Below are 25,164 nucleotides of genomic sequence, written 5' to 3' on the forward strand. Positions count from 1 at the left end.
GGCCGTCTTGGCCGGCGACGGGACGGTGAAAACACCTATCATCGCTCGACCGGAACGGACGGTATGGCAGCACAACCCACAGAGTACGACCAGTTCATCGATGGCGAGTACACGCCTTCCGAGAGCGACGAGCGCATCGAGGTGTCGTTTCCCTACGACGGGTCGGTGTGGGCGACGGTTCCGGACGGCACCGAAGCCGACGTCGAGCGGGCGGTTGACTCGGCACGGTCGGCCTTCGAATCCGACGAGTGGCGCGGGTTGTTGCCGAGCGAGCGGGCATCGATACTCCACGACATCGCCGACACAATCGACGACCACGCCGAGGAACTCGCGGAACTGGAGACCCGACAGAACGGTAAACTGATTCGGGAGATGAGTTCCCAGATGGGCGGCCTCGGCGAGTGGTTCCGCTACTACGCCAGCCAGTGTCGGACCCACGAGGGCCGGACGATTCCCGTCGAGAGCAAAGGCGGGGAGATGTTCACCTACGTCCGCGAGGAGCCACGCGGCGTCGTCGGTGCGATTACGCCGTGGAACTCCCCGCTTCTGCTGACCGTGTTCAAACTCGCCCCGGCGCTCGCGGCGGGGTGTACCTTCGTCCACAAGCCGAGTTCCTACACGCCAGTGAGCGCGTTGCGGTTCGCCGAGATACTCCACGAGGAGGCCGGCCTGCCGGCGGGCGTCTACAACGTCGTCACCGGCGGTGGGTCGACGGCCGGCGAGGCGCTCATCACCCACGACGACGTGGACAAACTCGCATTCACCGGCTCGACCGGCATCGGCCGCCACATCGGCAAGGCCGCCGGCGAGGCGCTGATTCCCGCCTCCCTGGAGTTGGGCGGGAAGAGTCCCAACGTCGTCTTCCCGAGTGCGGACCTCGACAACGCCATCAACGGCGTCATCAAGGGCATCTTCGCGGCAACGGGACAGACCTGCCTCGCCGGCTCGCGCGTGTTCGTCCACGAGGACGTCCACGACGAGTTCGTCGACCGCTTTACGAGTCGGACCGAGGACATCGAGTTGGGCGACCCGCTGGACCCCGACACCGAGATGGGGCCGGTCGCCTTCCGCGACCAGTGGGAGACCGACGTGTCCTACATCGAGACCGGCGTCGAGGAGGGGGCGACGCTGGCCTTCGGCGGCGAGCAACCCGAGGACCTACCGGGAGAGTGCTTCCTCCAGCCAACGATTCTGACCGATGTGGACAACGACATGACCGTCGCTCGCGAGGAGATTTTCGGCCCCGTCGCCAGCGTCATCACCTTCTCCGAGGAGGAAGAGGTCATCGAACTCGCCAACGACACCGACTTCGGGCTTGCGGCGGGCGTCTGGACCGAGGACATGCGGCAGGCGCGTCGGTTCGCCAACCGAGTCGAGGCTGGCACCGTCTGGATAAACGAGTACCGGACGCTGTCGTACAACGCGCCCTTCGGCGGTTACAAGGACAGCGGCCTCGGCCGGGAGAACGGCAAAGAGGGCATCGACGAGTACCGCCGGACGAAGACCGTCTGGGTCGACGAATCCGGCTCCGTCGACGACCCCTTCAAACTCGGCTAACCGACCGAAACGATAACGGGGACACGTCACTTCGGGGGTGGTATGGTAGAATCCGGCCCGGAAGCCACCGGCAGTAGCTACGTCCTCGACGCCGTTTCGGCGGAGGGCGTCGATTCGGTGTTCGGCATCATCGGCGAGGGTAACGCCCACCTCATCGACAGCCTCAACGAGAGCGACCTCACGTTCAAGCAGGCCCGCCACGAGCAGGCCGCCGTCTCGATGGCCGACGGTCACGCCCGAACCCGCCACGGCGTCGCGGTGTGTACGCTCACTCACGGCCCCGGCCTCACGAACGGCGCGACGGGCATCGCCGCCGCCGACCGTGACAACGTTCCCATCGTCGTCCTCGTGGGAGACACCGGTATCGCCGGCCGGGAGACCTCGCTGCAGTATCTCGACCACCCCGCGTTCTCGAAGCCGATTTCGACGTATCAGACGCGCATCGAGACCGCCGAGACGATTCCGGAGGTGCTTTCGAGAGCCTTCGACCGCGCCCGGACTCGAAGCGGGCCCGTCATCGTCGAGGTGCCGACCGACGTACAGGAAGCGCCCGCCCCCGAAGCGACGTACACGCCAGTCCCCCGCCCACGCCAGCGTATCGCACCCGACGCAGACCGACTGGACGAGGCCGTCGAACTGCTCGCCGAGGCCGACCACCCCGTCGTGTTGGCGGGCGGCGGCGCGATGCGCTCGAACGCCGGCGACGCGCTGGCGGGGTTCGCCGAGAAAGTCGGCGCGCCAATCGCGACGACGTACTTCGGCCGCGGCGTCCTGTCGGAGTCTCACCCCTTCGTGTCGGGCATCTCGGGGACGTTCATGTCGCCGGCCAACGACGAACTCCTGTGGGACGCCGACGTGGCAGTCGTCGTCGGCGCACGACTCTCGGGGAAGACGACCCGCTACGGCGAGTTGTACGCCGACGCCGACGTGATTCAAATCGACACGAACGAGGAGTCGATAGCGACCCACCAGCTTCCGGCCGTCGGGATGGTTGCCGACGCCCGCCGAGCGGTCGAGGCGCTGACCGACCGCATCAAGGCGAACCCCGACCGGGCGACGGCGGTCGAAGAGACCATCGCCGAGGCGCCGTTCCCGTGGGACGACGGCTTCGAGCAGCGCCCCGACGAGATCGACCCCGGCGAGTTCACCGTCGAACTCTCCGAGCGCGTCCCCGATGACGCCATCGTGACCGTCGATTCGGGCAACAACACCGGCTTCCCCGCGGTCTTCCACGACATCGGCGAGGACGGGACGATGCTCGTCAACGGCAACTTCGGGACGATGGGCTACTCCCTGCCGGCCGCCCTGGGCGCACAGGCGACCGCCCCCGAGAAGACGGTCGTCTGTTACACCGGCGACGGCGCGCTGCTGCAGGTGATACAGGAGATAGAGACCGGCGTCCGACTGGGTCTGCCGGTCATCGTCGCGATACTCAACGACCGGAGTTACGGCATCATCCGACACCGCCAGAACATGATTTACGAACGAGAGACCGCGAGTACGTACGACAGCGCCGACTTCGTGCAAATCGCCGAGGGGTTCGGCGCCGAAGGCGCGGTCGTCCGCTCACCGGAGGACCTCGATGTCGTCGAGGAGTTCCTCGACTCCGACCCGGAGGTGCCACTGGTACTCGACGCACGGACGATTCCCGAAGTGTCGCGGCCGGGATTCCCCCCGTACTGACCCGCACGTTTATTTACGATTCGGCGGAAGCACACACCGACAACCGTGACGGAACACGCGACGACCGCGATGCGGCACGCGGCGACGGAGACGCACACGACAACCCATGGCTGAACAAGAGACACAACGACGACTGGTACAGGGCTGGGAAGGACGCTACTACGAGGACTTCTCGGTCGGCGACATCTACAAACATCCCTACGGACGGACGGTCACCGAAACCGATGACGTGTGGTTTACGAACGTGACGATGAACACCAACCCGATGCATTTCAACGAGGCCTACGCCGCCGAGACGGAGTTCGGCGAGCGCCTCGTCAACGGGACGTTCGTCATCGCCCTCGCCGTCGGGATGAGCGTCATCGACGTGAGCGCAAACGCCACCGCCAACCTCGGCTACGATGCGGTGCGACACCACGGCCCCGTCTTCCACGGCGACACCATCTTCGTCGAAAGCGAGGTGACCGAGAAACGCGAGTCGTCCTCACGGGACCACGTCGGCATCGTCACGACCGAACTCCGTGCGTACAATCAGGACGACGAGTTGGTGTTGTCCTTAGAGCGGACGCCGATGGTACTGAAACGCGAGCACGCCCAGCCAACGGCGGCCCAACCGACCGGCTGGCCGGAGGGCATCGGCACCCAACCGGAGGACCTCGAATGAGCGACCGAGTCACCGAGCGCTACGCGGGCGAGTTACCGATGGCCGAGGCCGACGACGCCGCCGACCGCGTCGCCGACGACGCGGTCGTCCTCGTCAGCGGGTTCGGGAGCGTCGGCTACCCGAAAGCCCTGCCACTGGCGCTGGCCGACTCCGGACGTGACCTCGAACTCACCGTCGTCAGCGGCGGCAGCGTCGGCGAGGAAATCGACACTGCTCTGGTGGAAGCCGACGCCATCGCTCGCCGGTATCCGTATCAATCGACGCCGGAAGCACGAGAGAAAGTCAACAACAACGAAATCGCATTCAGCGACCGCAACGTCTCCTCGCTGGGCGACGAAGTGCAGTACGGCGGGTTGGTCGACCCCGACGTGGCCATCGTCGAGGCCGTCGCCGTCGGCGAGGACTGGCTGATTCCCTCCACCTCCATCGGCCAGACGCCCGCCTTCGTCGATGCGGCCGAGAAACTCATCGTCGAAGTCAACCACAACCAACCGCTGGAACTGCAGGCGGTTCACGACGTGTACCGCCCCGACGCGCCGCCGAACCGGGAGCCGATTCCGCTGTCGGAGCCGGACGGCCGCATCGGCGACGCAAAGGTCCGCTTCGACCCCGAGAAACTCCTCGCCGTCGTCGAGACCGACCGACCGGATTCGACGTACACGTTCCGTGACCCCACCGACGACGACCGGGCCATCGCCCGGAACTTCGGGTCGTTCCTCGCCGAGGAGATGGAGCGAACGCCCGTCTTCGAGGAAGAACTGTACCTCCAGTTCGGCGTCGGCAGCCTCGGCAATGCGCTGATGGGCGAACTCATCGACCTCGATTTTGCCGGCCGGGACGTGGTTTACTTCGGTGAGGTGATTCAGGACGGCCTCCTCGATATGCTCGATGCGGGTCGGTTGGAGTGTGCCAGCGCGACGACGCTCGCGCTCACCGAGGAGGGCCAACAGCGACTGTTCGAGGATGTCGAGGGCTACGCTGAAGACATCGTGTTGCGGCCGACCGACGTGTCCAACGACGCTCGCCTCATCAACCAGTTCGGCGTCGTCGGCGTCAACAGCGCCATCGAGGTCGACATCTACGGCCACGCCAACTCGACGCACGTCCGCGGGTCGAAAGCCATCAACGGCGTCGGCGGGTCGGGCGACTTCAACCGCAACTCGCTGGTGTCGGTGTGTGCGCTCCCGTCGACGCTGAAGGGCGGCGAGATATCCCGAATCGTCCCGATGGCCTTCCACGTCGACCACACCGAACACGACCTCGACGTCATCGTCACCGAACAGGGCGTCGCCGACCTCCGGGGCACCTCGCCGGTCGAACGCGCCGAGGAAATCATCGAGAACTGCGCACACCCCTCGTTCAAGCCGGCGCTGTGGGAGTACTTCGAGGCGGCGAAAGAACAGGGGGGTCACATTCCGCATGACCTCAAGCGCGCCGTCGAGTGGCCGAACTGATAACCGGGCGCGTTTCTCAATAACTCCGAACTTTCGGTTCGTACGTCTGGATGTCCCCGTCCAACAGCACGTCGCTGAAGTACAACTCAGGAGAGCCGTCGTTCCAAGAAATCAGCGTGTGTTTGAGCCACGCCTCGTCGTCGCGTGCCTGATGTTCCTGTCGCCAGTGGGCGCCGCGGAACTCCTCGCGGACGAGCGCGCCGAGCGTAATCGTCTCGGCAACGTCGATGAGGTTGCGCGTCTCGATGGTGTGGATGAGGTCGGTGTTGAACGTCCGCGAGGGGTCGGCGACGGCGACGTTCTCGTATCGCTCGCGACACTCCCGAATCGTCTCCAGCGTCTCGAGGAGCCCCTCGCGGTTCCGGAAGACGTTGACGTGTTCCTCCATCGCGTCCTGTAGGTCCGCTCGGATTTCGGCGTGGTTGGTGCCGTCGCGTTCGAGTAACTCCTCGACGCGGCTTCGGGCGGTCGAGACGGCGCGTTCAAGAACCACCTCGGGCGACTCGGCGGCGTCGGCGCTGCCGTCGGTCGCGACGCTTGCGCCCTCCGGTTGACCGAGCGGGACCGCGGCGTCGATGGTGCCGCTTTCCGTCCGGGCGTCGGCACCAGTGGGAATCTCCGCCGGGCTGCGGTCACCCGAGGCGGCGTGGCGGCCCGCACGGGCACCGAAGACGATGAGTTCGGGGAGGGCGTTGCCACCCAGTCGGTTCGAGCCGTGGACGGAGACGCAGGCGCACTCGCCGGCGGCGTAGAGGCCGTCGATACACGTCTGGCCGTTCTCGTCGGTTTCGATGCCGCCCATCGCGAAGTGCTGGCCGGGTTTGACCGGCATCGGTTCCTCGATGGGGTCGACGCCCTCGAAGTCCTTCGCGAGGTGGACGATGTTCTCGAGGCGGTCGTTGATGCGCTCCTCGCCGAGATGGCGCATATCGAGGTGGACGTACTCGTCGTCGATACCGCGACCGCCCTGTACTTCGAGGAGTTCGGCCCGCGAAACCACGTCACGGGAGGCGAGTTCGCCGGCATTGCTCGCGTAGCCGTACTCGAACATGAACCGCTCGCCCTCGCTGTTGTAGAGGATTCCCCCCTCCCCGCGGACGCCCTCGGAGATGAGGACGCCGGTCGAGGGCAGCGTCGTCGGATGGAACTGGATGAACTCCATGTCTTCCAGCGGCACGCCGGCGCGGTAGGCCATCGCGGGGCCGTCGCCGGTGTTGGCGACGGCGTTCGTCGTGTGGTTGTACACCTGCCCGAGGCCGCCCGTCGCGAGGATGACGCCGTTTCGGGCGTGAAATCCCTCGATGTCGCCGGATTTGATGTCGTAGGCGACGGCGCCGTGACACTCGCGGTCGTCGGGGTCGGCCTCGCCGCTGACGGCCAACTCCAAGACGTAGTGCTCCTCGTACACCTCGATGCCGCGTTTGACGACCTGCTCGTACATCGTATGCAGGAGGTGGTGGCCGGTCTCGGCGCCGGCGTAGGTGGTTCGTGGCGCGGAGTGGCCGGCGAGATACCGCTGGGCGATGCCGCCGTCGTCGTCCCGCGAGAAGGTCATCCCCCAGTGTTCGAGTTGGATGACCTCCTCGGGCGTGTCGCGGGCCAGCGTCTCGATTGCGGGGGCGTCACCGAGATAGTCCGACCCCTTCATCGTGTCGTAGGCGTGCAGTTCGTCCGAGTCGTCGTCGTGTAGCGAGACGTTGATACCACCCTCTGCCGCGCCAGTATGAGAACGTACGGGGTGTAACTTCGAGACGATTGCGACGTCCGCGCCGGCCTCGTGGGCCGCGATGGCCGCACGAAGACCGGCGCCGCCGCCGCCGACGACGACCACGTCGTGGGAAATCATGTGTGGTTCCTTGGCAACCACACGTCTTTAACGTACGGTCCGCCCGCCGGCGAGTAGGGGAGACACCGACCGCGATAGTAATCTCCTTATGGTATCTCGTGGAGTTGGAAGTAGAGTCACTAGCCCATGCAGCACAAAGAGTACGACGTGGTCGTGGTCGGCTGTGGTATCGCCGGTCTCGCCGCCGGCCTCCGTCTCGCCGAGGAAGACACCGACGTGGCGATACTGGAGAAGGCACCGAAAGAGCACCGCGGCGGACACACGCAGTTCACCGAATCGTTCCGCATCCCGACGGCCGACATCGACCTCGACGTCGAGTTCAACGTTCCCGATTACACGGCCTCGGACTTCTACTCCGATATCATGAAGGTCACCAACTACCGCGCCGACGAGGACCTCGCGAAGACGGTGACTCGGGAGGCCGCAGAGACCTTCGAGTGGCTGACCCACAAGGGACTCGAGTGGGAGTATCAGGCGCCACACTCGGGGTACACCGCCGGGCGCGTCTGGCTCCACGGTGCCGACATGGTGACGGAACTGGTCGACATCCTCGAATCGGAGGGAGCCGACATCTACTATCGCGCGGAAGCACAGGACCTCGTCCGCGAGGACGATGGCACCGTCACCGGCGTCGAAGGGTTCCTCGAGGGTTCCCGCGTCCGCTTCGAGGGCGACGCCGTCGTCCTCGCTGCGGGCGATTACGGCTCCAGCAAGGAGAAACGGACCCGGTATTACGGCCCCGGCTACGGCAACATGAAGGTCCGCGGCAGCCGGTACAACACCGGCGAGGCCATCGAGGCCGCGATGGACGTCGGCGCGAAATCCGACGGCGAGTGGGGCGACGCCCACATGGCGCTCATCGACGCCGGGTCGCCGGACGTTGAGGGCGGCATCACCCGCATCGACGGCTACCAGTACGGCCTCATCGTCAACCACGACGGCGAGCGGTTCGTCGACGAGGGCGAGGACGCCCGCGCCCACACCTACGCGAAGTTCGGCCGCCGCATCTTCGAACAGCCCTACCACGAGGCATTCATCATCGTCGACTCGAAAGTCGTCGACGACGTGGCGCATATGGGCCCCTCGCGGTCGATGACCGCCGACTCCATCGAGGTGCTCGCGAACCGCCTCGGCATCGAGGACGTCGACCGCGCCGTCGAGACCGTCGAGGCGTACAACGAAGCCTGCGAAGACGACGCCTTCGAGCGATACGAAGCGAACAGCCTCGACGGCAACGAGGCGACCGACGTGACGCCGCCGAAGTCCAACTGGGCGCTCCCCTTGGACGATCCGCCGTACACCGGCTACCCCGTCACCGGCGGGATGACCTTCGCCTTCGGCGGCGTCGGCATCACGCCGGAAGCGGAGGTGCTCGACACGACGGATACGGTCATTCCGGGGCTGTTCGCCGCGGGCAACGCCACCGGCGGCCTCTTCTACAACAACTACCCCGGCGGAACGGGGCTGACGAACGCCGCGGTGTTCGGGAAAATCGCCGGCGAGAACGCGGCCGAGTTCGTCAGCAAGTAGGCCCCGCTACTTACGGATACCTCTTTGTACGACCGCTACACAGGATTTGGTATGCGAGGGATGAACATGGGCGACGAGGAGTTGGAGGCGTTTCTCGACGACCAGCGAACGCTGTATCTGGCGACGGTTTCCGAAAACGGCTGGCCACACGTCGCGCCGGTGGGCTTTGCCCGACTGGACGACGGCCACTTCTACGTGCTCACCCACCCGAGCCAACGCAAGAGCAAGAACGTCTTCCACGACAACCGGGTCGGCCTCACGCTTGACGACGGCGAGACCTACACCTCGCTTCGGGGCGTCTTCGTCCACGGTTACGCGACGGTCGTCACCGACGCCAAGAAGCGGTCGAAACTGGAAGGCGCGTGGGTCGAGCGCTTCTACGACGGCGAGATTCCCGACGTGGTCAAGAAGGTGTACGCCAAACGCGACGGCTGGATATGGTTCGACATCGAGCCGGTCCACACCGTCACGTGGGACAACCGGAAACTCGACGCCTCGCGGTTGGCCGAGGAGGACGCGCCCGAGGGGATGCCGTTCAGGTACGGCCTGCCCGAGGATATGGGCGCGGCGGCGCCCGACGGCGACTGAAAGGTGTCGCCCTCACGAGTCGTGAGACCACTCGCCGAGGCGCTCGACGAGTCGTGCGGCCACGATAGCCGTCCGGTCTTCGAACTGCGGGGCGAGCAGTTGGGCGCTCACCGGCAGCCCCTCTCGTTCGGCAAAGGGGACCGACACCGCCGGAATCCCCGCGAGGCTGAACTGCTTTGCGATGGTGTATTTGAAGCCGCCTTCGGAGTTCCGCAGTTGGTCCGGTTTCGGCGGCAGCGTCCGCAGCGTCGGCGTGAGCAGGGCGTCGAAGCGCTCGAAGCGCTCGGCGAGGGTGCGCTTGAACGCGACGACCTGCTGTTGGGCGAGCGCGTAGGCCCGCCCGTCGGTTGCGGCGTCCAGATAGGCCCCCGGGAGCAGGCGTTCGGCGACGTGGTCGGTGAACAGTGAGCCGTCGATGCGGCCGGCCATCTCCGGGGCGGTCGGCACGCCGCCGCGCTGGGCGAAGGACTGCCGGAGCAGCCACGCGAACTCCGCCCCGGAGATGACCGAGTACGCCTCCTCGATGTCCTCCATTGCGAGGTCGACCGACCCGACGGACACGTCGGGTTCGGCGCCGAGGTCGGCCGCGAGGTCGTCGATGGCGTCGACGATGGCCTCGGAGACGCCGTGCGGAGCGGGGTCGAGAACGCCAATTCGGAGCGCATCGAACTCCTCGATGTCGCGGTCCAGCGGCGGCAGTTCGACGGCGCTCGTTGTCGGGTCCCGAACGTCGGGTCCGCGAATCGCTTCGAGGACGCGGGCAGCAGTTTCCACGTCGCGGGCCAGCGGGCCGATAGTGTCGGCTGAGGGGACATTCTCGACGAAGCCGTACCGGGAAACGAGTCCGTGAGTCGGCTTGATGCCGACGACGCCACAGCAGGCCGCCGGCGACCGGATGCTCCCGCCCGTATCCGAGCCGAGTGCGGCGTCGGCAAACCCGGCGGCGACAGCGACGCCACAACCGCTGGAGGTACCGCCCGGAATCCGCTCTGTGTCGATCGGGTTCCGTACCCGGCCGCGCTCGCTCCACAGGCCGCCGGGGCCGAAGGCGAAGGCGTCCATGTTGGCCTTCCCGAGGAGCGTCCCCCCGGCTTCGAGTAGGCGGTCGACGACGGTCGCGTCGACGGTCGAAACGGGCTCGAAGGCCTCCGAGCCACAGGTCATTCGCAGTCCCTCGGCGGCGATGTTGTCCTTGAGGACGAACGACAGCCCCGACAGGGGGCCGTCGGCGCGTCGTCGCCGCGGTTCGTCGTAGACGTCGAGGAGAGCGTTGTACTCGTCGTCGGCCCAGTGGCCCCGTGGTTCGACCGCCCGCGAGCGGTCCCATCGGTCCGTGTACGACACCAACTCCTCGGCGTAGCGCAGCACCGCGGCTTTCGTCTCCTCGTCGGCCGAGAGACCGAACTCGTCGATGAGCGTTTCGAGGCGTTGCTCGGCGTCCATGCGGTAGCAACCGACACAGAGGGCGATAAACCCTCGGGCGCCCGAGAAAGTATCGGCAAAATACTCCCCCTCAGGAGTTATAATCACCCGACTCCGGAAACATGTAGGACGGAGTCATCTGGCGTGGTAGACACAGAAACGGTCGAGAGGAGAGTGCGGGACGTCTGGAACGACGGCCGGAGTTGGACGCTCGTCGCCATCGCCGGCGGGTGGTTCCTCTCGATGGGCGTCCGGCTCACCTACCCCGTGTTGTTGCCGAACCTGCGGGACGCCTACGGCCTGAGCCTCACGGCCGCGGGGTTCCTGTTGAGCCTGCTGTGGATGGCCTACGCCGTCGGACAGCTGCCGGGCGGCATCCTCGCCGACAAGTTCGGCGAGCGGCGCATCCTCGTCATCAGTACGGTCATCTCGGCGGTCACCATCGCCTTCGTCGCGGCGGCCACCTCGGCGCCGATACTGTTCGGCGCGACGACGCTGTTCGGCCTCGGGACGGCGCTGTACGGCGTCTCGCGGTTCACCGCGCTGTCGGAGATATATCCCGACAAGGACGGGTCGGCCATCGGCGTGACGATGGCGGCCGGCGAGGCTGGCAACGTCGTCATGCCGGCCATCGCGGGCGTCGTCGCCGCCGCCGTCGCGTGGCAACTCGGCTTCGGCATCGCCGTCCCCCTGTTCGCGCTTGTGGGCGTCAGTCTCTGGCTGTTCGTCCCCGAGCGGACGGCCGACGACGAAAGCGCCATCGACAGCATCTCCGTCGACGCCGCACGCTACATCGCCGAGGAAATTTCCCGGCCGGCGATTCTGTTGGTCGGCCTCCTGCAAATCCTCGGCTACAGCATCTGGCAGGCGTTCACCGGTTTCTATCCGACGTATCTCATAGAGGTCAAGGAGTTCTCCCCGTCGACCGCCGCGGGGCTGTTCGCGCTGTTTTTCGCCGTCGGCATCCTCGTCCAGCCGCTTTCGGGTAACGCCTACGACCGTATCGGCCTCAACCGGGTTCTCCCGATTCTCATGGGCCTGACCGCCGTCGGCATGGTCGCCGTGTCGTTCGTCGAATCGTTTTGGGCCGTCGTCGCTGCAACGGCCGTGTTGAGCAGCCTGCTCGGGCAGGCGACGGTGACGCTGTCGTACATCACGGCGGCGCTGCCGCGGGACATCCGCGGGACGGGACTGGGCGCGATTCGAACCGTCTACATGGGGTTGGGTGCGGCGAGTCCCCTCCTGTTCGGCGCCTTTGCCGACCGTGGGTACTTCGATGAAGGGTTCCTCGTGTTGGCCGTCGTCGCGGCGGTTGTCTCGCTTGTCAGCCTCCGCATCCCGAACCGGTAGATGACGGGAGCAACACCTATGCGTCCGGCGGCCGCCTCAAGAGATATGCGAGCAGTTCGATACCACGAAGCGGGCGAGCCATCGGTGCTCCAACTCGAAGACATCGACCGACCGACGCCGAAAGCCGACGAGGTTCTGGTCGCCGTCCGGGCGGCCAGCATCAACCCGACCGACGCCAAACGGCGGAAGTGGGGGCCGAAACATCTCCCGAAGACGACGGGGTCGGACTTCGCGGGCGTCGTCGAAGCGGTCGGCGACGATGTGACCGCCTTCGAGGTCGGCGACCGAGTGTGCGGTACGGGCCTCCACACCGACCGCTTCCAGCAGGGCTCCTTCGCCGAGTACGTCGCAGTGCCGACCGACATCGTCGCGACGCTGCCCGAAGAGGTATCTTTCGAAGCCGGCGCCGCGGCCGCACTCGCCGGCGTGACGGCGTGGCGGGCGCTGGTCGACCACGCCGGGTTAGAGCCGGCCGAGACCTGCTTCGTCCACGGCGGGACCGGCGGCGTCGGCCACCTCGCGGTGCAGTTGTCGGCGGCGCTCGGCGCCGACACGATAACGACGGTCGGCTCCGAAGAGGCCGACGCCGCCGCCACGGAGTTCGGCGCCGACACCGTCCTCAGATACGACGACCCCGACCTCCGGGAAGCGGTCGACCGGCCGGCCGACGTAATCGTCGACCACCGCATCGGCGAGTACCTCGGCTTCGACATCGACATCGCCGCCTTCGGCGGCCGCATCGTCCAGTACGCCGGCGATGACGGCCCCTTCGAGGGAACGCGGGAGGGTCGCGGAAAGAACCTCTCGCTGCACATGATGAACATGTCGAACCTCGCTTCGCGGCCCGATACGCCGCGGATTGCCGAGCCGCTGTCGTCGGTGCTGAAGCTCGTCGCCCGCGGCGACCTCTCCCCGCGAATTCACCACCGCTACGAACTCGACGAAGCCGACGAGATGCACCGCGCGATTCTCGAAGACAGTTTCGTCGGTAAACTGGTCGTGACGCCCTAACGGTCGGTCTTGACCGCCCGGTACGCCGCCTCGAAGGCCGCCCGCTCCTCGTCAGCGAGGTCCCACTCGAGTATCTCGCCGACGCCGTCGTCGCCGAGTTCGACCGGCACACTCAGCGAGACGTCTTCGAAGCCGTACTCGCCGTCCAGCGGCGTCGAGAGACACGCCGGCGCCTCGCTGCGGCCGTCGTCGAGTCGGCGGACGATGGTCGCGACGCCGCGAGCGGTGACCCACCGCGAGGAGTCCCTGGCGCCGCGGAGTTTCAACACGTCGTAGGGCACGTCGCGGACGTACTCGACGATGGCCTCGCGTTCGGCTTCCGAGAACTCGACGGGGTCGCCGCCGACGGTCGCCCGCGAGAACAGGGGAACGACGTGTTCGCCGTGTTCGCCGAGGATGGGGCAGTACACCTCTCGCGGCGGCACGTCTGTTCGGCGGGCGATTTCGTCGGCGATGCGGGCCGTCTCAGACAGCGAGTAGCCGAGGAAGTGCCGCCGGGGCCACCCCGTCCGACGGTACAGGCGGTGGGTGATGCGGTCGACGGGATTGGAGACGACCACGACGGGCGTCGGAGCAGCCTCTCCAAGCCATCCCGCGATTTCGTCGGCGATTTCGAGGTTCCGTTCGAGGAAGGTCAGTCGGCCGCCGCGGGCATCGCCGCCCTCGGGTCGCGGCGCGCTGGCGGTGACGACGACGCAGTCGGCCGCCTCGACGAGCGACGGCGACGCCGCGGCGGCGCGGACGGTGCCGGGTCCCTCGGGGCCGAAGTCGGGGCGGCCGAGGCCGTGAGCGACGTGACGCGTCGAGTGGCGAACGTCGATTGCGTGGCCTTCGGCGGCGTCGGCGTCCGAATCGACGAGCGTGACGGTCGTTTCGGGGTCCCGTACGGACAGCGTGTAGGCGACGGTGGACCCGATGGTCCCTCCGCCACCGACGACGAGGACGTCCATATACGGATAGGCGGTGAGACACCTACTTGAAGATGGGTGCCGCGTCAGCTCTCCTCGGGCAGTTCGATGACGCCGTCTTCGAGGAGCGAATCGATGTCGGCGTCGTCGTAGCCGTATTCGGCCAGCACGTCGCGGCTGTGTTCGCCGAGTCGGGGCGCGTCGAGGCGCTGTTCGGTTTCGATACGGTCGCCCGAAATGGGCGTCTTCACCGTCCGGAGGCGTTTCCGCTCGCCGCCGTGGTCGCCCTCGAAGTCGACGAGCAGGCCGGTTTCCCGGAGGTGGTCGTCCTCCAGCAACTCGGAGGGTTTGTTGACGGGCGCGGCCGGAATCCCCGCCTCCAGCAACGCGTCGACGAGGTCCTCGCGGTTCCAGTCGGCGAGTTCCTCGGCGGCCGCCGCGGTGAGTTCCGATTTGTGGTCCAGTCGGGAGGCGGGCGTCTCGAAGCGCTCGTCGGCCAGCAGGTCCGGTCGGTCGACGGCCTCACAGAACGCCGGCCAGTGGCGGTCGGTGGTGACGCCGACGAAGACCCAGCGGTCCTGCTCGTCGGTCTCGAAGACGTCGTACAGCGAGAAGGCGGGATGTGAAGAGCCGAGCGGCGGGTGGTCGTCGCCGGTCATATCCGCGAACGTCGCCCAGTAGCCCATCCACTGGGCGGCCGACTCGAACAGGGTGGCGTCGACGAACTGGCCCTCTCCGGTCCGCTCCCGTTCGCGGAGGGCAGTGAGGACGCCGATGACGCCGTACAGCGCCGACCCGATGTCGGCGATGGAGGTGCCGACGCGGACGGGGCCGTCGCCGGGGCGGCCGGTCATGGCGGCGAGGCCGGACATCGCTTCGGCGACCATGTCCATCCCGGGGCGGTCGCCGTAGGGGCCGGGCTGGAATCCCTTGATGGAGAGGTAGACGAGGCCGGCGTTGCGCTCGCTGAGGTCGTCGTAGCCGATGCCGAGGCGGTCGGCGACGCCGGGGCCGAGGTTCTCGATGACCACGTCGGCCGCCTCCGCGAGGTCGTGGTAGGCCGCCCGGCCGCGGTCGGTCTGTAAATCGAGCGCAATCGAGCGTTTGTTCCGGTTGAAGGCGTTGACGACGGCTTCGCCGCTTTCGCCCGCGTTGCGCATGATGTCGCCGGAGCCGGGGCGTTCGACTTTCACCACGTCGGCGCCCAAATCGGCGAGCAGCAGGCTGGCGAACGGCGCGGAGACGATGTTCCCCAACTCGACGACCGAGACATCGGAGAGCGGTAACGCTTCTCGTTGCGTCATTACCCCGAGAGTGGACCGCACTCGGGCTTAGTTCTACTGGAGGCAGGCTACGTTTCGGCGTCTATCGCGGCCCGAACGTCGGCGACGAGGGTCTCGAAGTCGGGGTTCTCGCCGTCGCGGACCCACCGGTAGACGACTTCGCCAGAGCCGTCGATGACGAACACGCTCCGCTCGGCGAGTTCCATCCCGTGGCCGCTCTCGAGGGCCACGTCGTAGCGGTCGACGAGGTCGTGGTTCCAATCCGACAGCATCGGAAAGCCGAGGTCGTGTTCGCGAATCCAGACGTTCTGGGCAAAGGGGAGGTCGACGCTGACGCCGTACACCGTCGCGTCGAGCGCCGCAAAGTCGTCGTAGTAGTCCCGGAAGGTGCACATCTCCTCGGTACAGCCGCTCGTGAACGCCGCGGGGTAGAACGCCAACACGACGGGGCCGTTTCCGAGCGCCTCCGAGAGCGACAGCGGTTCGATATCGTCGTACGCCGCCCCACCGGCTTTCGGAGCCGTAAACTGGGGTGCCTGCTCGCCGACAGTGACCATACGCCGTCGTTCGGGTGAGTCGTGATAAGCGTTGGCGTAGACTGCCGTCGTCGGGGGCTTCTTTAGGTATGGGCGTCTCGGTTCGGTATGGCTCGCGTGCCACTGCTCGAACAGGCGGAGTTGCCGGACGACTATCAGTACCTCCTCAGCGAGGACGCGATGGGGGAAATCAACCTCCTCTGTGCGATGGCGAACAACCCCGACGTGCTCCAGTCGTACATGCGCTACGGGACGACGCTGTGGCAGGACGGCGGCCTCGACGGCGACGACCTCGAACGGTGTATCCTCTCGGTCGCCCGCGCGCTCGACGCCGAATACGAGTGGAACCAACACGTCCCCATCGCCCGTGACCTCGGCGTTCCCGACGAGGACATCGAGGCGATTGCGGCGGAGGACTTCGACCACTTCGACGACCGACGGGCGGCACTCATCCGGTACGTTCGGGGCGTCGCCGAAGGCGAGGTCGACGACGCGACCCACGCCGAGCTGGTCGAACACGTCGACGACGCGACTATCGTCGGGGCGACACAGCTCGCGACGCACTACCTCGCGACCGCTCGGTTTCTCGATGCGCTCGACATTCCGCTGGAGGGAGAGTTCGTCGGCTGGACGCCGAACGAGGAGTAGACTACGGAATCCGGACGGAGTGCTGGAGCGTGCCGATGCCCTCGATTTCGACTTCGATTTCGTCACCGTCAGCGAGCGGTCCAACGCCCTTCGGCGTCCCCGTCGAGACCACGTCGCCGGCTTCGAGGGTGATGTAGGCCGTAATCTCGGCGATGAGTTCCGGTACGGAGAAGATGAGTTCCGACAGCGACCCGTCCTGTTTCCGCTCGCCGTTGACTCGCGTTCGGACGAAAGCGTCGTCTGGGACTGCGTCGGGACCCACGACGACCGGACCGAGCGGGGCGGCGCCGTCGAATCCCTTCCCGCGGACGTAGTTCTGTTCGACGTGTTGGTCGTCGCGATTCGAGAGGTCGTTCATGCAGGTGTACCCTTCGACGATCTCCATCGCCTCGCTCTCGTCGACGTTCCGGCACTGTTCGCCGATGACGACGGCGAGTTCGGCCTCGTACTCGATTCGGTCCTTGTCGTCCGGCAGCGTGACCGTAGCGCCGTGACTCGAAACCGTGTTCGGCGGTTTGAAGAACAGCCGCGGCCGGTCCGGCGGCTCCTTACCGAGTTCCTCGGCGTGGCCCGCGTAGTTGAGGCCGACACAGACGAGTTTCGATGGCTCGGAGGGCGCCAACACGTCTACCTCGTCGGGCGTGTAGCGTTCGCCGCCGAATCGAATCTCGTCCGCGTCGGTCCACGTCCCGCGGCGTACGGCACCGGCTGGGTCCCGAAATCTGACATACCGCATACCCAACCGACCATGTTGATTGTAACCAAGGTTGAGGTACCGGCAATCGACACCGGGGCAGGGATGATAGAAATGATAGAATTTGTATATTTAAGATATATACCACTTACTATAGTGTTCGGGGTCCAGAAAGTATTTCGAGAAATTTGCCTATTTTCCGTGTTAATGTCTTTATTTTTGATTTTAGTAGTGAAAAGAGATATTTGAGCCTTTTTATACCATATATCTAAATAGAAGAGTTTCAGATATTTCAAAGATAAATAAATTTGTTATATCTAAATTTCCTATATTTACTGGGTCGTCGAATCGGAGGCGTTGTCTCGGAGCACAACGCTATTGCTGGTCGCCGGGCGAGCCTCCGGAGTGAAGACCTATCTCTCAGTGGTGGGTGGTATCCCCGGCCGCCTCCCGAAGCAACTGTTTGCAAAACCGGGTGAAATCGACGAGGTCGACGGATTGGTCGGCGTCGTAACTGACGACGATGCCGGTGTGTTCGTGGCCGACGTGGAGGACGACGGCTTCCTCGAAGACGTGGGCCATAGACTGTAACGCGCCCACCTCCCGGAGTTGGTCGTGATACAGTTCCGGTTCGCTCGTCCGCATGTCCGTGACGACGTTGGCGGCGACGACGCGTGCCTCGTCGGCGTCGGCGTACCGCTGGCGGATGTCCCGGCGGAAGCGGACGATTCCGTAGTCGACGCTCGCGCCGAGGGAGTACCAGAACGCCAGACGGAGTTCCTTCCCGAACGTTTCCCGACACCGCCGTTTCAGGTCGCGTTGCGTTGCGTCGTCCATGCCCATCCACGCCCCCTGTTGGTGGAGGCGATTGTAAGTGCTTCGTCCGTTTCAGCGGCCATCACCGCGTTTATACGCCTCGGTCACGGAGTTCCGGCATGGATATTCTGCCGGACACGAGCGCGGTCATCGACGGCCGCGTGTCGGAGCGCGTCGACGGCGGCTTCGACGGCACAGTCTACATTGCGGAGGCGGTCGTCGGCGAGTTGGAGGCCCAGGCCAACGACGGCCGCGACAGCGGCTGGGAGGGACTCGAAGAGCTCCAGCGACTCGCGGACCTCGCCGACGAGGGAACGGTTACCGTCGAGTACGTCGGCCGCCGACCCGACGCCGTCGAAAAGCGCGAGGCCGGCGAAGGCGAAATCGACGCCCTCATCCGCGATTTGGCGGCCGAACACGACGCGACGCTGTTGACGAGCGACGTGGTCCAAAGCGAGGTTGCGAAGGCGAAAGGACTGGCCGTCGAGTACGTCGAACCGCGCGAACGGGACGTCGACACCCTCGCTATCGAGGAGTTCCTCGACGAAAAGACCATGTCGGTCCACCTGAAGACCGGCGTGCGGCCGATGGCGAAACGCGGCTCCATCGGCGAGATGGTGTACGAGAAAATCGGCGACGACGTGTTGGACGAGGCGACGATGCGGGAGTACGCCGCCGACGTCATCGAGTCCGCACGCGCCTCCTCGGATGGATTCATCGAGTTGTCCCATCCGGGAATGGACATCGTCCAGTTCCGGGATATGCGTATCGCGGTGGCCCAACCGCCATTTGCCGACGCTATCGAGGTGACGGCGGTCCGCCCCATCGTCAAGACCGACCTAGACGACTACGACAAGGCCGACGACCTCCGAGAGCGGTTCACCGAACGCCAGCGTGGCGTACTCATTTCCGGGGCACCGGGTGCCGGGAAATCGACGTTCGCCCAGGCCGTCGCGGAGTTCCTCAACGACTCCGGCTTCGCCGTCAAAACGATGGAGAAACCGCGGGACCTGCAGGTCGGCCCCGAAATCACCCAGTACACCGAGTTGGGCGGGTCGATGGCCAACACCGCCGACTCGCTGCTGATGGTCCGGCCGGACTACACCATCTACGACGAGGTGCGGAAAACGTCGGACTTCGAGACGTTCGCCGACATGCGACTCGCCGGCGTCGGCATAATAGGCGTCGTCCACGCGACGCGGGCCATCGACGCCCTCCAGCGACTCGTCGGCCGCGTCGAGTTGGGGATGATTCCGCAGGTCGTCGACACCGTCGTCTACATCGAGGCCGGACAGGTCCACACCGTCTACGACGTGAAGACCGAAGTGAAGGTCCCCCACGGCCTCGTCGAGGAGGACCTCGCCCGGCCCGTCATCGTCATCAAGGACTGGGAGACAGGCGAACCCGCCTACGAGATTTACACGTTCAACCGACAGGTCGTCACCGTCCCGCTCGACGGTTCGGGGGAAGGTGAGGCCGAATCCGGTATCGAACGTGTCGCCAAACAGGAAATCGAACGCGAGATTCGGTCGGTCGCCCGCGGCCACGTCGAAGTCGAGGTGACCGGCTCGAGCGGGGCTATCGTCTGGGTCGAAGACGACGACATCTCGTACGTCATCGGCAAGGGTGGCGGTCGCATCTCCCAAATCGAGGACCGCCTCGGCATCGACATCGACGTGCGCACCTTCGAGGACAAACCCGGCGGGAAGTCAGCCAGTGCGGGCGGAGGCGGGGCCGGCCACGCCGGCGAAGTCGTCACCCCCGAGGTGACAAACCGCCACGTCGTCATCCCGCTCGGCAGCCACCAGGGCGAAACCGTCGAGGTCCGCGCCGACGGTGAGTACCTCTTCACCGCGACGGTCTCCCGTGGCGGGGAGATTCAGGTCTCCCGCGGGTCGGCCATCGCCGAGGAACTGGAGGAGGCAATCGACCGCGGCAACCGAATCACGGTCGTCCCGCAGTAACGGCCGGCGCCGGCGCCAGTCGTCCCCGTCTGGGACAGTTTTAAGCCCGGACCACACCCCTCTCGGCGCATGCACGAGGTGTTCGAGAACACGGTTCGGTTCGAGGAGACTGACGCACAGGGCATCGTCTTCTACGGCAACTACGTCACGTTCCAGGACGAGACGGTGACGGCGTATCTCTCGGCTGTGGGCTACCCCTACGAGGAACTCGAAGCGGCCGACTGGGACGTTCACGTCGTCCACGTCGACCTCGATTACCGCAAGCCCGCGGAGTTCGCCGACACGCTCCAGAACGCGATTCGGGTCGACGCCATCACCGAATCGAGCATCGAGTTCGACTACGAGTGTCGTCGCGACGGCGAGGTGCTGGCGGAGGGCAGCGTCGTCCACGTCGCCGTCGACGAGTCGGGCGCGCCGACGCGGGTTCCCGAGGAGTTCCGCGATGCCGTCGTCGCGTTTCAAGAGGACCCGCCGGACCCGGTGTAGGCGGCACCTTCTTTTCGCTCGCCACGAAGGACCTGGTATGCCAGGGGACCCCGACATCGTCGACCGATTGGCGGAGAACCTGATGAGCCTCGGCGTCTACGTCGAGCGGGGCGCCCGCGAGGACGACACAGTCCACGTCGAGTACGAGACGGCCGCCGACGGACTCGTACAGAACGACATCGGCAACGTCTGTGTCGAGGTGGTCGACGCCCACGGCGAGGGATGGGAACCGCGGAACTGCCACTTCTGGGCCTTCGACACCGACGGCGGCTTCCACGGCGAGTGGGAGCTCCGTGCGGGGTGGCTCCGAGCGCTCGACAACGACAACATCTCCGAGACGGACTTCTCGACGCTCGTCCTCTCGACGCGAGAGCCGGCCGATGACCCGCCGGCGACGGTGCCGGCGTGGGACGCCGACGCCGAGTCCGCACAGTGACAGACCGACTCCGACGCCGGTTGCTCGACGCCCACCGCCCGACACTCGGGACGGTGTTCGACTGTGCCGACGTGGTAGCGGCAGCGTGGGACGGTGGGGCGACGACGGACCGACAGCGCGTCGTGCCGCCGTTCCGAACCGTTCTGCGGGAAGCCAACGCACTGGAGGCGCTCGTCGACGCGTGGGCGGAGAGTTTCACACACGCCGGCTACGAACCGTCCGGGCGACCGGTTCCGAACCCACCGTACGTCGTCGTCACGTCGGTCGGCGTCGTCTTGCGGGCGACCGTCTCGGAGGGCCGCCTCGTCGCGACGCTCCGGACGTTCGCTGTCGACCCCTACGAGCGCGCTGGCACGCTCCCGGAAGCCCTGGCCGTCGAACACCGCGGCCGGTAGTCAGGCCGTCTCGGTGCTGGCAGCGAGCAGCAACGAGGGGTAGTCGGCCGTGATGGCGTCGACGCCCGCCTCGGCGAACCGCTGGGCGTCGTGCCACGTCTCCGCGGTCCAGCCGGCGATTTCGAGGCCAGCGTTGTGACCCGCTCCCACGAGGTCGAAGGCGGGCGGCGACCCCCGGAACTCGCCGACGATGGCGTCACTGTCGGCGTGGACGGCATCACAGGCGTGTTCGACCGCGAACTCCAGCGTCGTCTCGGCGTTGGCGGCGACACAGATGGGCGCCGTCTCGTGGTCGTACTCGGACGCGACGGCGACGGCGGCCTCACAGAAGGAGGCCAACCGCACGTCGAGGTCGGTGTCCGTCTCGGCAATCGAGTCGGCGACGCGCTCGACGAACGGGACCCAGTGTTCTCGGGCAGCCTCTAGCTCCGTCGGCGTGAGGTGTGCGCCGGGCCGGACGTTGGGCGTGCCGGGGTTCTTCAACTCGACGGTTAGGGAGGTGCCGTCGGGGAGCGCCGCCAGCATGTCATCGAAGGTCGGGACGGTCCACCCGCTGTCGAGGACTTCGGCGCTCGTGACCGTCTCGGTGGGCGTCTCCCAGACGACGCCCTCGGCGTCGGTCAGTCCCGGCGACCCGTCGTTTCGCTGGCCGAGGCGGGTGTCGTGGAAGACGACGGGGTCGCCGTCGGCGGTGGCGTGGAGGTCGATTTCGACGCCGTCACAGCGGGGGTGTGTCGCCGCCGCGACGGCGGCGCCGACGGTGTTTTCGGGAAACGCCCCGCCGAATCCCCGGTGGGCGATGACGCGCGGGTCGGGTGACATACCCGGTGGTCGCCCGCCGTCGTCAAGAAGGTACGCTGGCGTCGAACAGTCAGACGTTAGCAAGGGTTTATGTTGAGTGCTACCATCGTACGAGTATGCGCTTCGAGAACGATACGGTGTTCATTACCGGCGCCGGTTCGGGAATCGGTCGGGCGACCGCACTGGCGGTCGCAGAGGAGGGTGCGTTCGTCGTCGCGACGGACATCAACGACGATGGCGGCGAAGAGACCGTCGCAGCCATCGAGGAAGCCGGCGGCGAGGCCGTCTTCCATCACCTCGACGTGACCGACGCCGATGAGTTCGACGCCGTCGTCGAAACGGCGGTCGAGGAGTACGGCCTCGACTGCATCGTCAACAACGCCGGCGTCGGCCACCCGCCGGCGTACACCGAGGACGTCACCGATACGATGTTCGACTACGTCGTCGACGTGAACCTCCGTGGCGTCTGGAACGGCTGTCAGGCGGCGCTCCCGCATCTCAAAGAACAGGAGTCGGGCGCCATCGTCAACGTCGGCTCGTTGGCGTCATTTCTCGGGCTACCCAAGCAGGCGGTGTACTCGCTGACCAAAGGCGCAGTGTTGAACTTCACGCGAGCGGTCGCCGCCGAGGCCGGCACCGACGGCGTCCGGTGTAACGCGGTCTGCCCCGGATTCATCGAGACGCCGCTGGGTGACCAGTACTTCGACTCGAAGGACGACCCCGAGGCGGCCAAACAGCAGGCCGCCCAGCAGTACCCCCTGAAACGGCTTGGCGAACCCGAGGAGGTCGCCGACGCCATCAGGTTCCTGCTGTCCGATGAGGCCTCCTTCGTCACCGGCCACGGGCTCGTCGTCGACGGTGGCTTCTCGGTGAGTTAATCGCCGGAGCCGAGCGTATTATCGGCCCCAGACCCGTATCGACGAACATGGAGTTCAGCCTACCGGTCAGTCTCGGCGTACTGCTCGCGGTCATCGTCGTCGGCATCGCGGGCCTCGTCGGCGGCGGCATGATGCCGCTTCGGACGACGCTGATGATGGTCGCGCCGTCGATGGTCGTCTTCGGTCTGCTGGCGTTCGGGTTGGGCGTCAAACACGGTGAGTTCCGAACCGCTTAGGCCACCGCCCCCTCGAACTCCTCGCCGAAGGCGACGAAGAGAGCGAGACCGAAGAGACCGACTGCGGTCGCCGTCCCGAAGGCGGTCTCCGGCGAGAACGCGTAGATAGCGCCGCCGATGGCCGCAGAAGGGACGACGACGACGTTTCTGAGAAGGTAGTACGTGCCTGTCACGCGACCGGCGCTTCCGGCCTCGGCCGGTCCGACGACGAGCGCCTTGTGCGCCGGCAACCCCGCAAATCGGAGCCCCGAGAACGCGAACAACGCCGCGAGGGCCGCGGCGTTCGGCGGCGCGTAGATGAGCAAGACGGGGAAGACGGCGTAGACGGCAAAGCCCAATGCGACGACGGGCTTGAGGCCGACCCGCTGGGAGAGGCGCGAGACGGACACCATCACCAGCAACGCGACGGCCATCTCGACGGCCAACAGGACGCCGAAGTAGGCGTCGGGCGACAGGCGGCCGACGACGGGCAGCGTGGCGCCGACTTCGAGGAACTCCGTGACGACGATGACGAAGAACACGTACACCATCCCGTTGGCGAAGCGGACGAGGGTGTCGCCGACCAGAAGCGGCCGGAGTTCTGCCGGCATCGACCGGAGGTCCTCGATGACCGTCGAGACGCCGCCGAAGGACTTCCCCAGCGTGTCCTCGGAGGCATCATAGAGGATGTACTGGAGGAGTGTCGCGGCAAATCCGAACGCCGCTACGATGGCCAAAACGACGCGAAAGCCGGTCTCGAAGGCGAAGACGGTGAGGACGCCCGCCGCCAGAAGCGGCCCGAGCAGAAACGCCGACCGCCGGAACGTCTCGGTGCTGGCAAACCCCGTCGCCAACTGGTCGGGGGCGACAGCCTGCTTGACGATGGCGAACGTCGCGCCCAAGCCGAGGGATTTCCACGCCTGCGCGAAGACGAGACCGAGGAAGATGCCGACCGGAAGCACGGCGGGGTCGAGCCAGCCGACGACGATTCGGTAGCCGGCGAGTTCGACGGTCGTCCCGACCGCCGGAACGGTGAGCGTGCCGAAGGATTCGGCGAACAGCCACACGAGGAAGCCGGCCGTCGAGGCCAACCCGAACAGCGTCAGGGCGAGTCGAGAGCCGATGCGGTCCGACAGCGCCCCACCGGGATACGGATACACCGCCGAAACGAGATTGCCGAACGTACCGAAGAGGCCGATGGAGACCGCACCCGCCCCGAGAACGGACATGTACCGCGGAACGTACCGACTCGTCATCTGAAAGCCGAGGCTGAACGCGAACATCGCAACGGAGAGGACGAGCACGTCGCGTTCGAGCGCGAAGAACTGCCTGAGAAGCGACCGAAAGCCGCCGTCGGCGTCGTCCATACCGACCTATGAAACCCCGACGAAATGGCTCTGTTGAAATGCTCAAAAGGTGATAGGTTGAGACTCCCGGTAGGTCAGTACAGGCCTCTGATATTGCAGGGGAGAAGGTATTTATCAGGTGGAAATAATGCTGAAATATGCGTCGGAGAGCCCTCCTTTCACTACTCGGAACAGCCGGTATTGGAAGTTTGGCAGGCTGTTCAACTGGTTTCTCGCAGCTGATCACACCAGAAGTTGCATCGACCAATATTGAGGCCCAAGACAGGGAGTGTAGCGATTCTCCGGACGAATCGGCACTGATAACGAGCAAGTCAGACGATGGGACACAGTTCGAAGTGACGGGTAGCATCGCAGTTCCTCGAATCGATGAAGAATTGTACGTAGATGCCCAGAATGGCCAGGGGAACCCGGAGCGAAACAATGCGGACATGGAGGTTCGCATCGATTTTGGGCCACCCGACTCGCAAGCCAACACAGATGTCCCCGAGTGCGAGGGGAAAATAGCGTACAATGCAGAAGTTGAGTTCACACGTCAACCGAAGGAGGTAATTGTTCGGCACACTGTCGAGGAGGAGGACTCCTATACCCTGAAAACGATTACGACCAAGACGATCAATCAATAAGCAGTCCCA

Annotated in this window: 25 protein-coding genes; 16 read left to right on the forward strand and 9 right to left on the reverse strand. The window is 65.8% G+C overall.

Features of this window, described 5'->3' with window-relative positions:
- Nucleotides 1–63 precede the first annotated feature (63 nt).
- From NMP98_RS11465 to scpC, 4 genes are all read left to right on the forward strand, one after another.
- A complete protein-coding gene (locus tag NMP98_RS11465; RefSeq protein WP_254857740.1) occupies nt 64–1,557 on the forward strand; it encodes an aldehyde dehydrogenase in 1,494 nt (497 codons plus the stop codon).
- Nucleotides 1,558–1,599: 42 nt separating this feature from the next.
- A complete protein-coding gene (locus tag NMP98_RS11470) occupies nt 1,600–3,240 on the forward strand; it encodes a thiamine pyrophosphate-binding protein (RefSeq protein WP_254857742.1) in 1,641 nt (546 codons plus the stop codon).
- 106 nt (nt 3,241–3,346) lie between these two features.
- The gene (locus NMP98_RS11475) at nt 3,347–3,904 is read left to right on the forward strand and encodes a MaoC family dehydratase (RefSeq protein WP_156709099.1); all 558 of its coding nucleotides are present in this window, start codon (nt 3,347–3,349) and stop codon (nt 3,902–3,904) included.
- Nucleotides 3,901–5,358 carry a succinyl-CoA:acetate CoA-transferase ScpC gene (gene scpC / locus NMP98_RS11480; RefSeq protein ID WP_254857744.1) on the forward strand — a complete coding sequence of 486 codons (1,458 nt, stop codon included), beginning with the start codon at nt 3,901–3,903 and terminating at the stop codon, nt 5,356–5,358. The genes NMP98_RS11475 and scpC overlap by 4 nt, the downstream gene beginning before the upstream one ends.
- A 16-nt stretch (nt 5,359–5,374) precedes the next feature.
- Here scpC and NMP98_RS11485 read toward each other — a convergent pair whose 3' ends face one another.
- Nucleotides 5,375–7,204, reverse strand: coding sequence for an FAD-binding protein (locus tag NMP98_RS11485; protein ID WP_254857745.1), 1,830 nt, complete (start codon nt 7,202–7,204; stop codon nt 5,375–5,377).
- A gap of 126 nt (nt 7,205–7,330) precedes the next feature.
- On the opposite strand from NMP98_RS11485, the gene tcuA reads away from it, so the two are divergent.
- A complete protein-coding gene (gene tcuA / locus NMP98_RS11490) occupies nt 7,331–8,734 on the forward strand; it encodes an FAD-dependent tricarballylate dehydrogenase TcuA (RefSeq protein WP_254857747.1) in 1,404 nt (467 codons plus the stop codon).
- A gap of 51 nt (nt 8,735–8,785) precedes the next feature.
- Nucleotides 8,786–9,322, forward strand: coding sequence for a pyridoxamine 5'-phosphate oxidase family protein (locus NMP98_RS11495; protein ID WP_254857749.1), 537 nt, complete (start codon nt 8,786–8,788; stop codon nt 9,320–9,322).
- Nucleotides 9,323–9,334: 12 nt separating this feature from the next.
- On the opposite strand, the gene NMP98_RS11500 is transcribed toward NMP98_RS11495, so the two are convergent.
- On the reverse strand, nt 9,335–10,765 hold the full coding sequence (locus NMP98_RS11500; protein ID WP_254857751.1) for an amidase: 1,431 nt from the start codon (nt 10,763–10,765) through the stop codon (nt 9,335–9,337).
- A 123-nt stretch (nt 10,766–10,888) separates the two neighbouring features.
- On the opposite strand from NMP98_RS11500, the gene NMP98_RS11505 reads away from it, so the two are divergent.
- Both NMP98_RS11505 and NMP98_RS11510 read left to right on the forward strand, forming a co-directional pair.
- On the forward strand, nt 10,889–12,094 hold the full coding sequence (locus NMP98_RS11505; protein ID WP_254857754.1) for an MFS transporter: 1,206 nt from the start codon (nt 10,889–10,891) through the stop codon (nt 12,092–12,094).
- A 45-nt stretch (nt 12,095–12,139) separates the two neighbouring features.
- Nucleotides 12,140–13,105, forward strand: coding sequence for a quinone oxidoreductase family protein (locus NMP98_RS11510; protein WP_254857756.1), 966 nt, complete (start codon nt 12,140–12,142; stop codon nt 13,103–13,105).
- On the opposite strand, the gene NMP98_RS11515 is transcribed toward NMP98_RS11510, so the two are convergent.
- From NMP98_RS11515 to NMP98_RS11525, 3 genes are read right to left on the reverse strand one after another with little or no spacing between them, the layout of a single operon-like run.
- Nucleotides 13,102–14,055: a malate dehydrogenase gene (locus NMP98_RS11515; RefSeq protein WP_254857757.1), complete on the reverse strand. Its 954-nt coding sequence runs from the start codon at nt 14,053–14,055 to the stop codon at nt 13,102–13,104. The genes NMP98_RS11510 and NMP98_RS11515 overlap by 4 nt on opposite strands.
- A gap of 44 nt (nt 14,056–14,099) precedes the next feature.
- On the reverse strand, nt 14,100–15,317 hold the full coding sequence (locus NMP98_RS11520) for a CaiB/BaiF CoA transferase family protein (RefSeq protein WP_254857758.1): 1,218 nt from the start codon (nt 15,315–15,317) through the stop codon (nt 14,100–14,102).
- 47 nt (nt 15,318–15,364) lie between these two features.
- Nucleotides 15,365–15,853 (reverse strand): redoxin domain-containing protein, encoded by a 489-nt coding sequence (locus tag NMP98_RS11525; RefSeq protein WP_254857760.1) that lies wholly within the window; start codon nt 15,851–15,853, stop codon nt 15,365–15,367.
- Nucleotides 15,854–15,940: 87 nt separating this feature from the next.
- Between NMP98_RS11525 and NMP98_RS11530 the strand changes: the two genes are divergently transcribed.
- Nucleotides 15,941–16,480, forward strand: a complete 540-nt coding sequence (locus tag NMP98_RS11530; protein ID WP_254857762.1) for a carboxymuconolactone decarboxylase family protein — start codon at nt 15,941–15,943, stop codon at nt 16,478–16,480.
- A gap of 1 nt (nt 16,481) precedes the next feature.
- Here the strand turns inward: NMP98_RS11530 and NMP98_RS11535 are convergent, their stop codons facing one another.
- Nucleotides 16,482–17,216, reverse strand: a complete 735-nt coding sequence (locus NMP98_RS11535; RefSeq protein ID WP_254857763.1) for a fumarylacetoacetate hydrolase family protein — start codon at nt 17,214–17,216, stop codon at nt 16,482–16,484.
- Nucleotides 17,217–17,594: 378 nt separating this feature from the next.
- Nucleotides 17,595–18,011, reverse strand: a complete 417-nt coding sequence (locus NMP98_RS11540) for a DUF7522 family protein (RefSeq protein ID WP_254857765.1) — start codon at nt 18,009–18,011, stop codon at nt 17,595–17,597.
- A 98-nt stretch (nt 18,012–18,109) separates the two neighbouring features.
- On the opposite strand from NMP98_RS11540, the gene NMP98_RS11545 reads away from it, so the two are divergent.
- The 4 genes from NMP98_RS11545 to NMP98_RS11560 all read left to right on the forward strand — a co-directional run bounded on the left by NMP98_RS11545 (nt 18,110) and on the right by NMP98_RS11560 (nt 21,271).
- Nucleotides 18,110–19,954 carry a PINc/VapC family ATPase gene (locus NMP98_RS11545; protein ID WP_254857767.1) on the forward strand — a complete coding sequence of 615 codons (1,845 nt, stop codon included), beginning with the start codon at nt 18,110–18,112 and terminating at the stop codon, nt 19,952–19,954.
- 69 nt (nt 19,955–20,023) lie between these two features.
- Nucleotides 20,024–20,440: an acyl-CoA thioesterase gene (locus NMP98_RS11550; RefSeq protein ID WP_254857768.1), complete on the forward strand. Its 417-nt coding sequence runs from the start codon at nt 20,024–20,026 to the stop codon at nt 20,438–20,440.
- A gap of 37 nt (nt 20,441–20,477) precedes the next feature.
- Nucleotides 20,478–20,876: a DUF8159 domain-containing protein gene (locus NMP98_RS11555; protein ID WP_254857770.1), complete on the forward strand. Its 399-nt coding sequence runs from the start codon at nt 20,478–20,480 to the stop codon at nt 20,874–20,876.
- Nucleotides 20,873–21,271 (forward strand): DUF7988 family protein, encoded by a 399-nt coding sequence (locus NMP98_RS11560; RefSeq protein ID WP_254857772.1) that lies wholly within the window; start codon nt 20,873–20,875, stop codon nt 21,269–21,271. The genes NMP98_RS11555 and NMP98_RS11560 overlap by 4 nt, the downstream gene beginning before the upstream one ends.
- Here the strand turns inward: NMP98_RS11560 and NMP98_RS11565 are convergent, their stop codons facing one another.
- Entirely contained in the window at nt 21,272–22,093 is an 822-nt protein-coding gene (locus NMP98_RS11565) for a glycerophosphodiester phosphodiesterase (RefSeq protein WP_254857774.1), read from the reverse strand.
- Between the two features lie 95 nt (nt 22,094–22,188).
- Here NMP98_RS11565 and NMP98_RS11570 point away from each other — a divergent pair, with 95 nt between their 5' ends.
- Nucleotides 22,189–22,950, forward strand: coding sequence for an SDR family NAD(P)-dependent oxidoreductase (locus NMP98_RS11570; RefSeq protein ID WP_254857776.1), 762 nt, complete (start codon nt 22,189–22,191; stop codon nt 22,948–22,950).
- A gap of 47 nt (nt 22,951–22,997) precedes the next feature.
- Entirely contained in the window at nt 22,998–23,186 is a 189-nt protein-coding gene (locus NMP98_RS11575; protein WP_254857778.1) for a DUF7333 family protein, read from the forward strand.
- Here NMP98_RS11575 and NMP98_RS11580 read toward each other — a convergent pair.
- On the reverse strand, nt 23,183–24,532 hold the full coding sequence (locus NMP98_RS11580; protein ID WP_254857780.1) for an MFS transporter: 1,350 nt from the start codon (nt 24,530–24,532) through the stop codon (nt 23,183–23,185). The genes NMP98_RS11575 and NMP98_RS11580 overlap by 4 nt on opposite strands.
- Nucleotides 24,533–24,669: 137 nt before the next feature.
- Here NMP98_RS11580 and NMP98_RS11585 point away from each other — a divergent pair, with 137 nt between their 5' ends.
- Nucleotides 24,670–25,155: a hypothetical protein gene (locus tag NMP98_RS11585; RefSeq protein WP_254857781.1), complete on the forward strand. Its 486-nt coding sequence runs from the start codon at nt 24,670–24,672 to the stop codon at nt 25,153–25,155.
- Nucleotides 25,156–25,164: the final 9 nt, after the last annotated feature.

The organism is Natronomonas gomsonensis (genome assembly GCF_024300825.1).
Taxonomy (GTDB): Archaea; Halobacteriota; Halobacteria; order Halobacteriales; family Haloarculaceae; genus Natronomonas; species Natronomonas gomsonensis.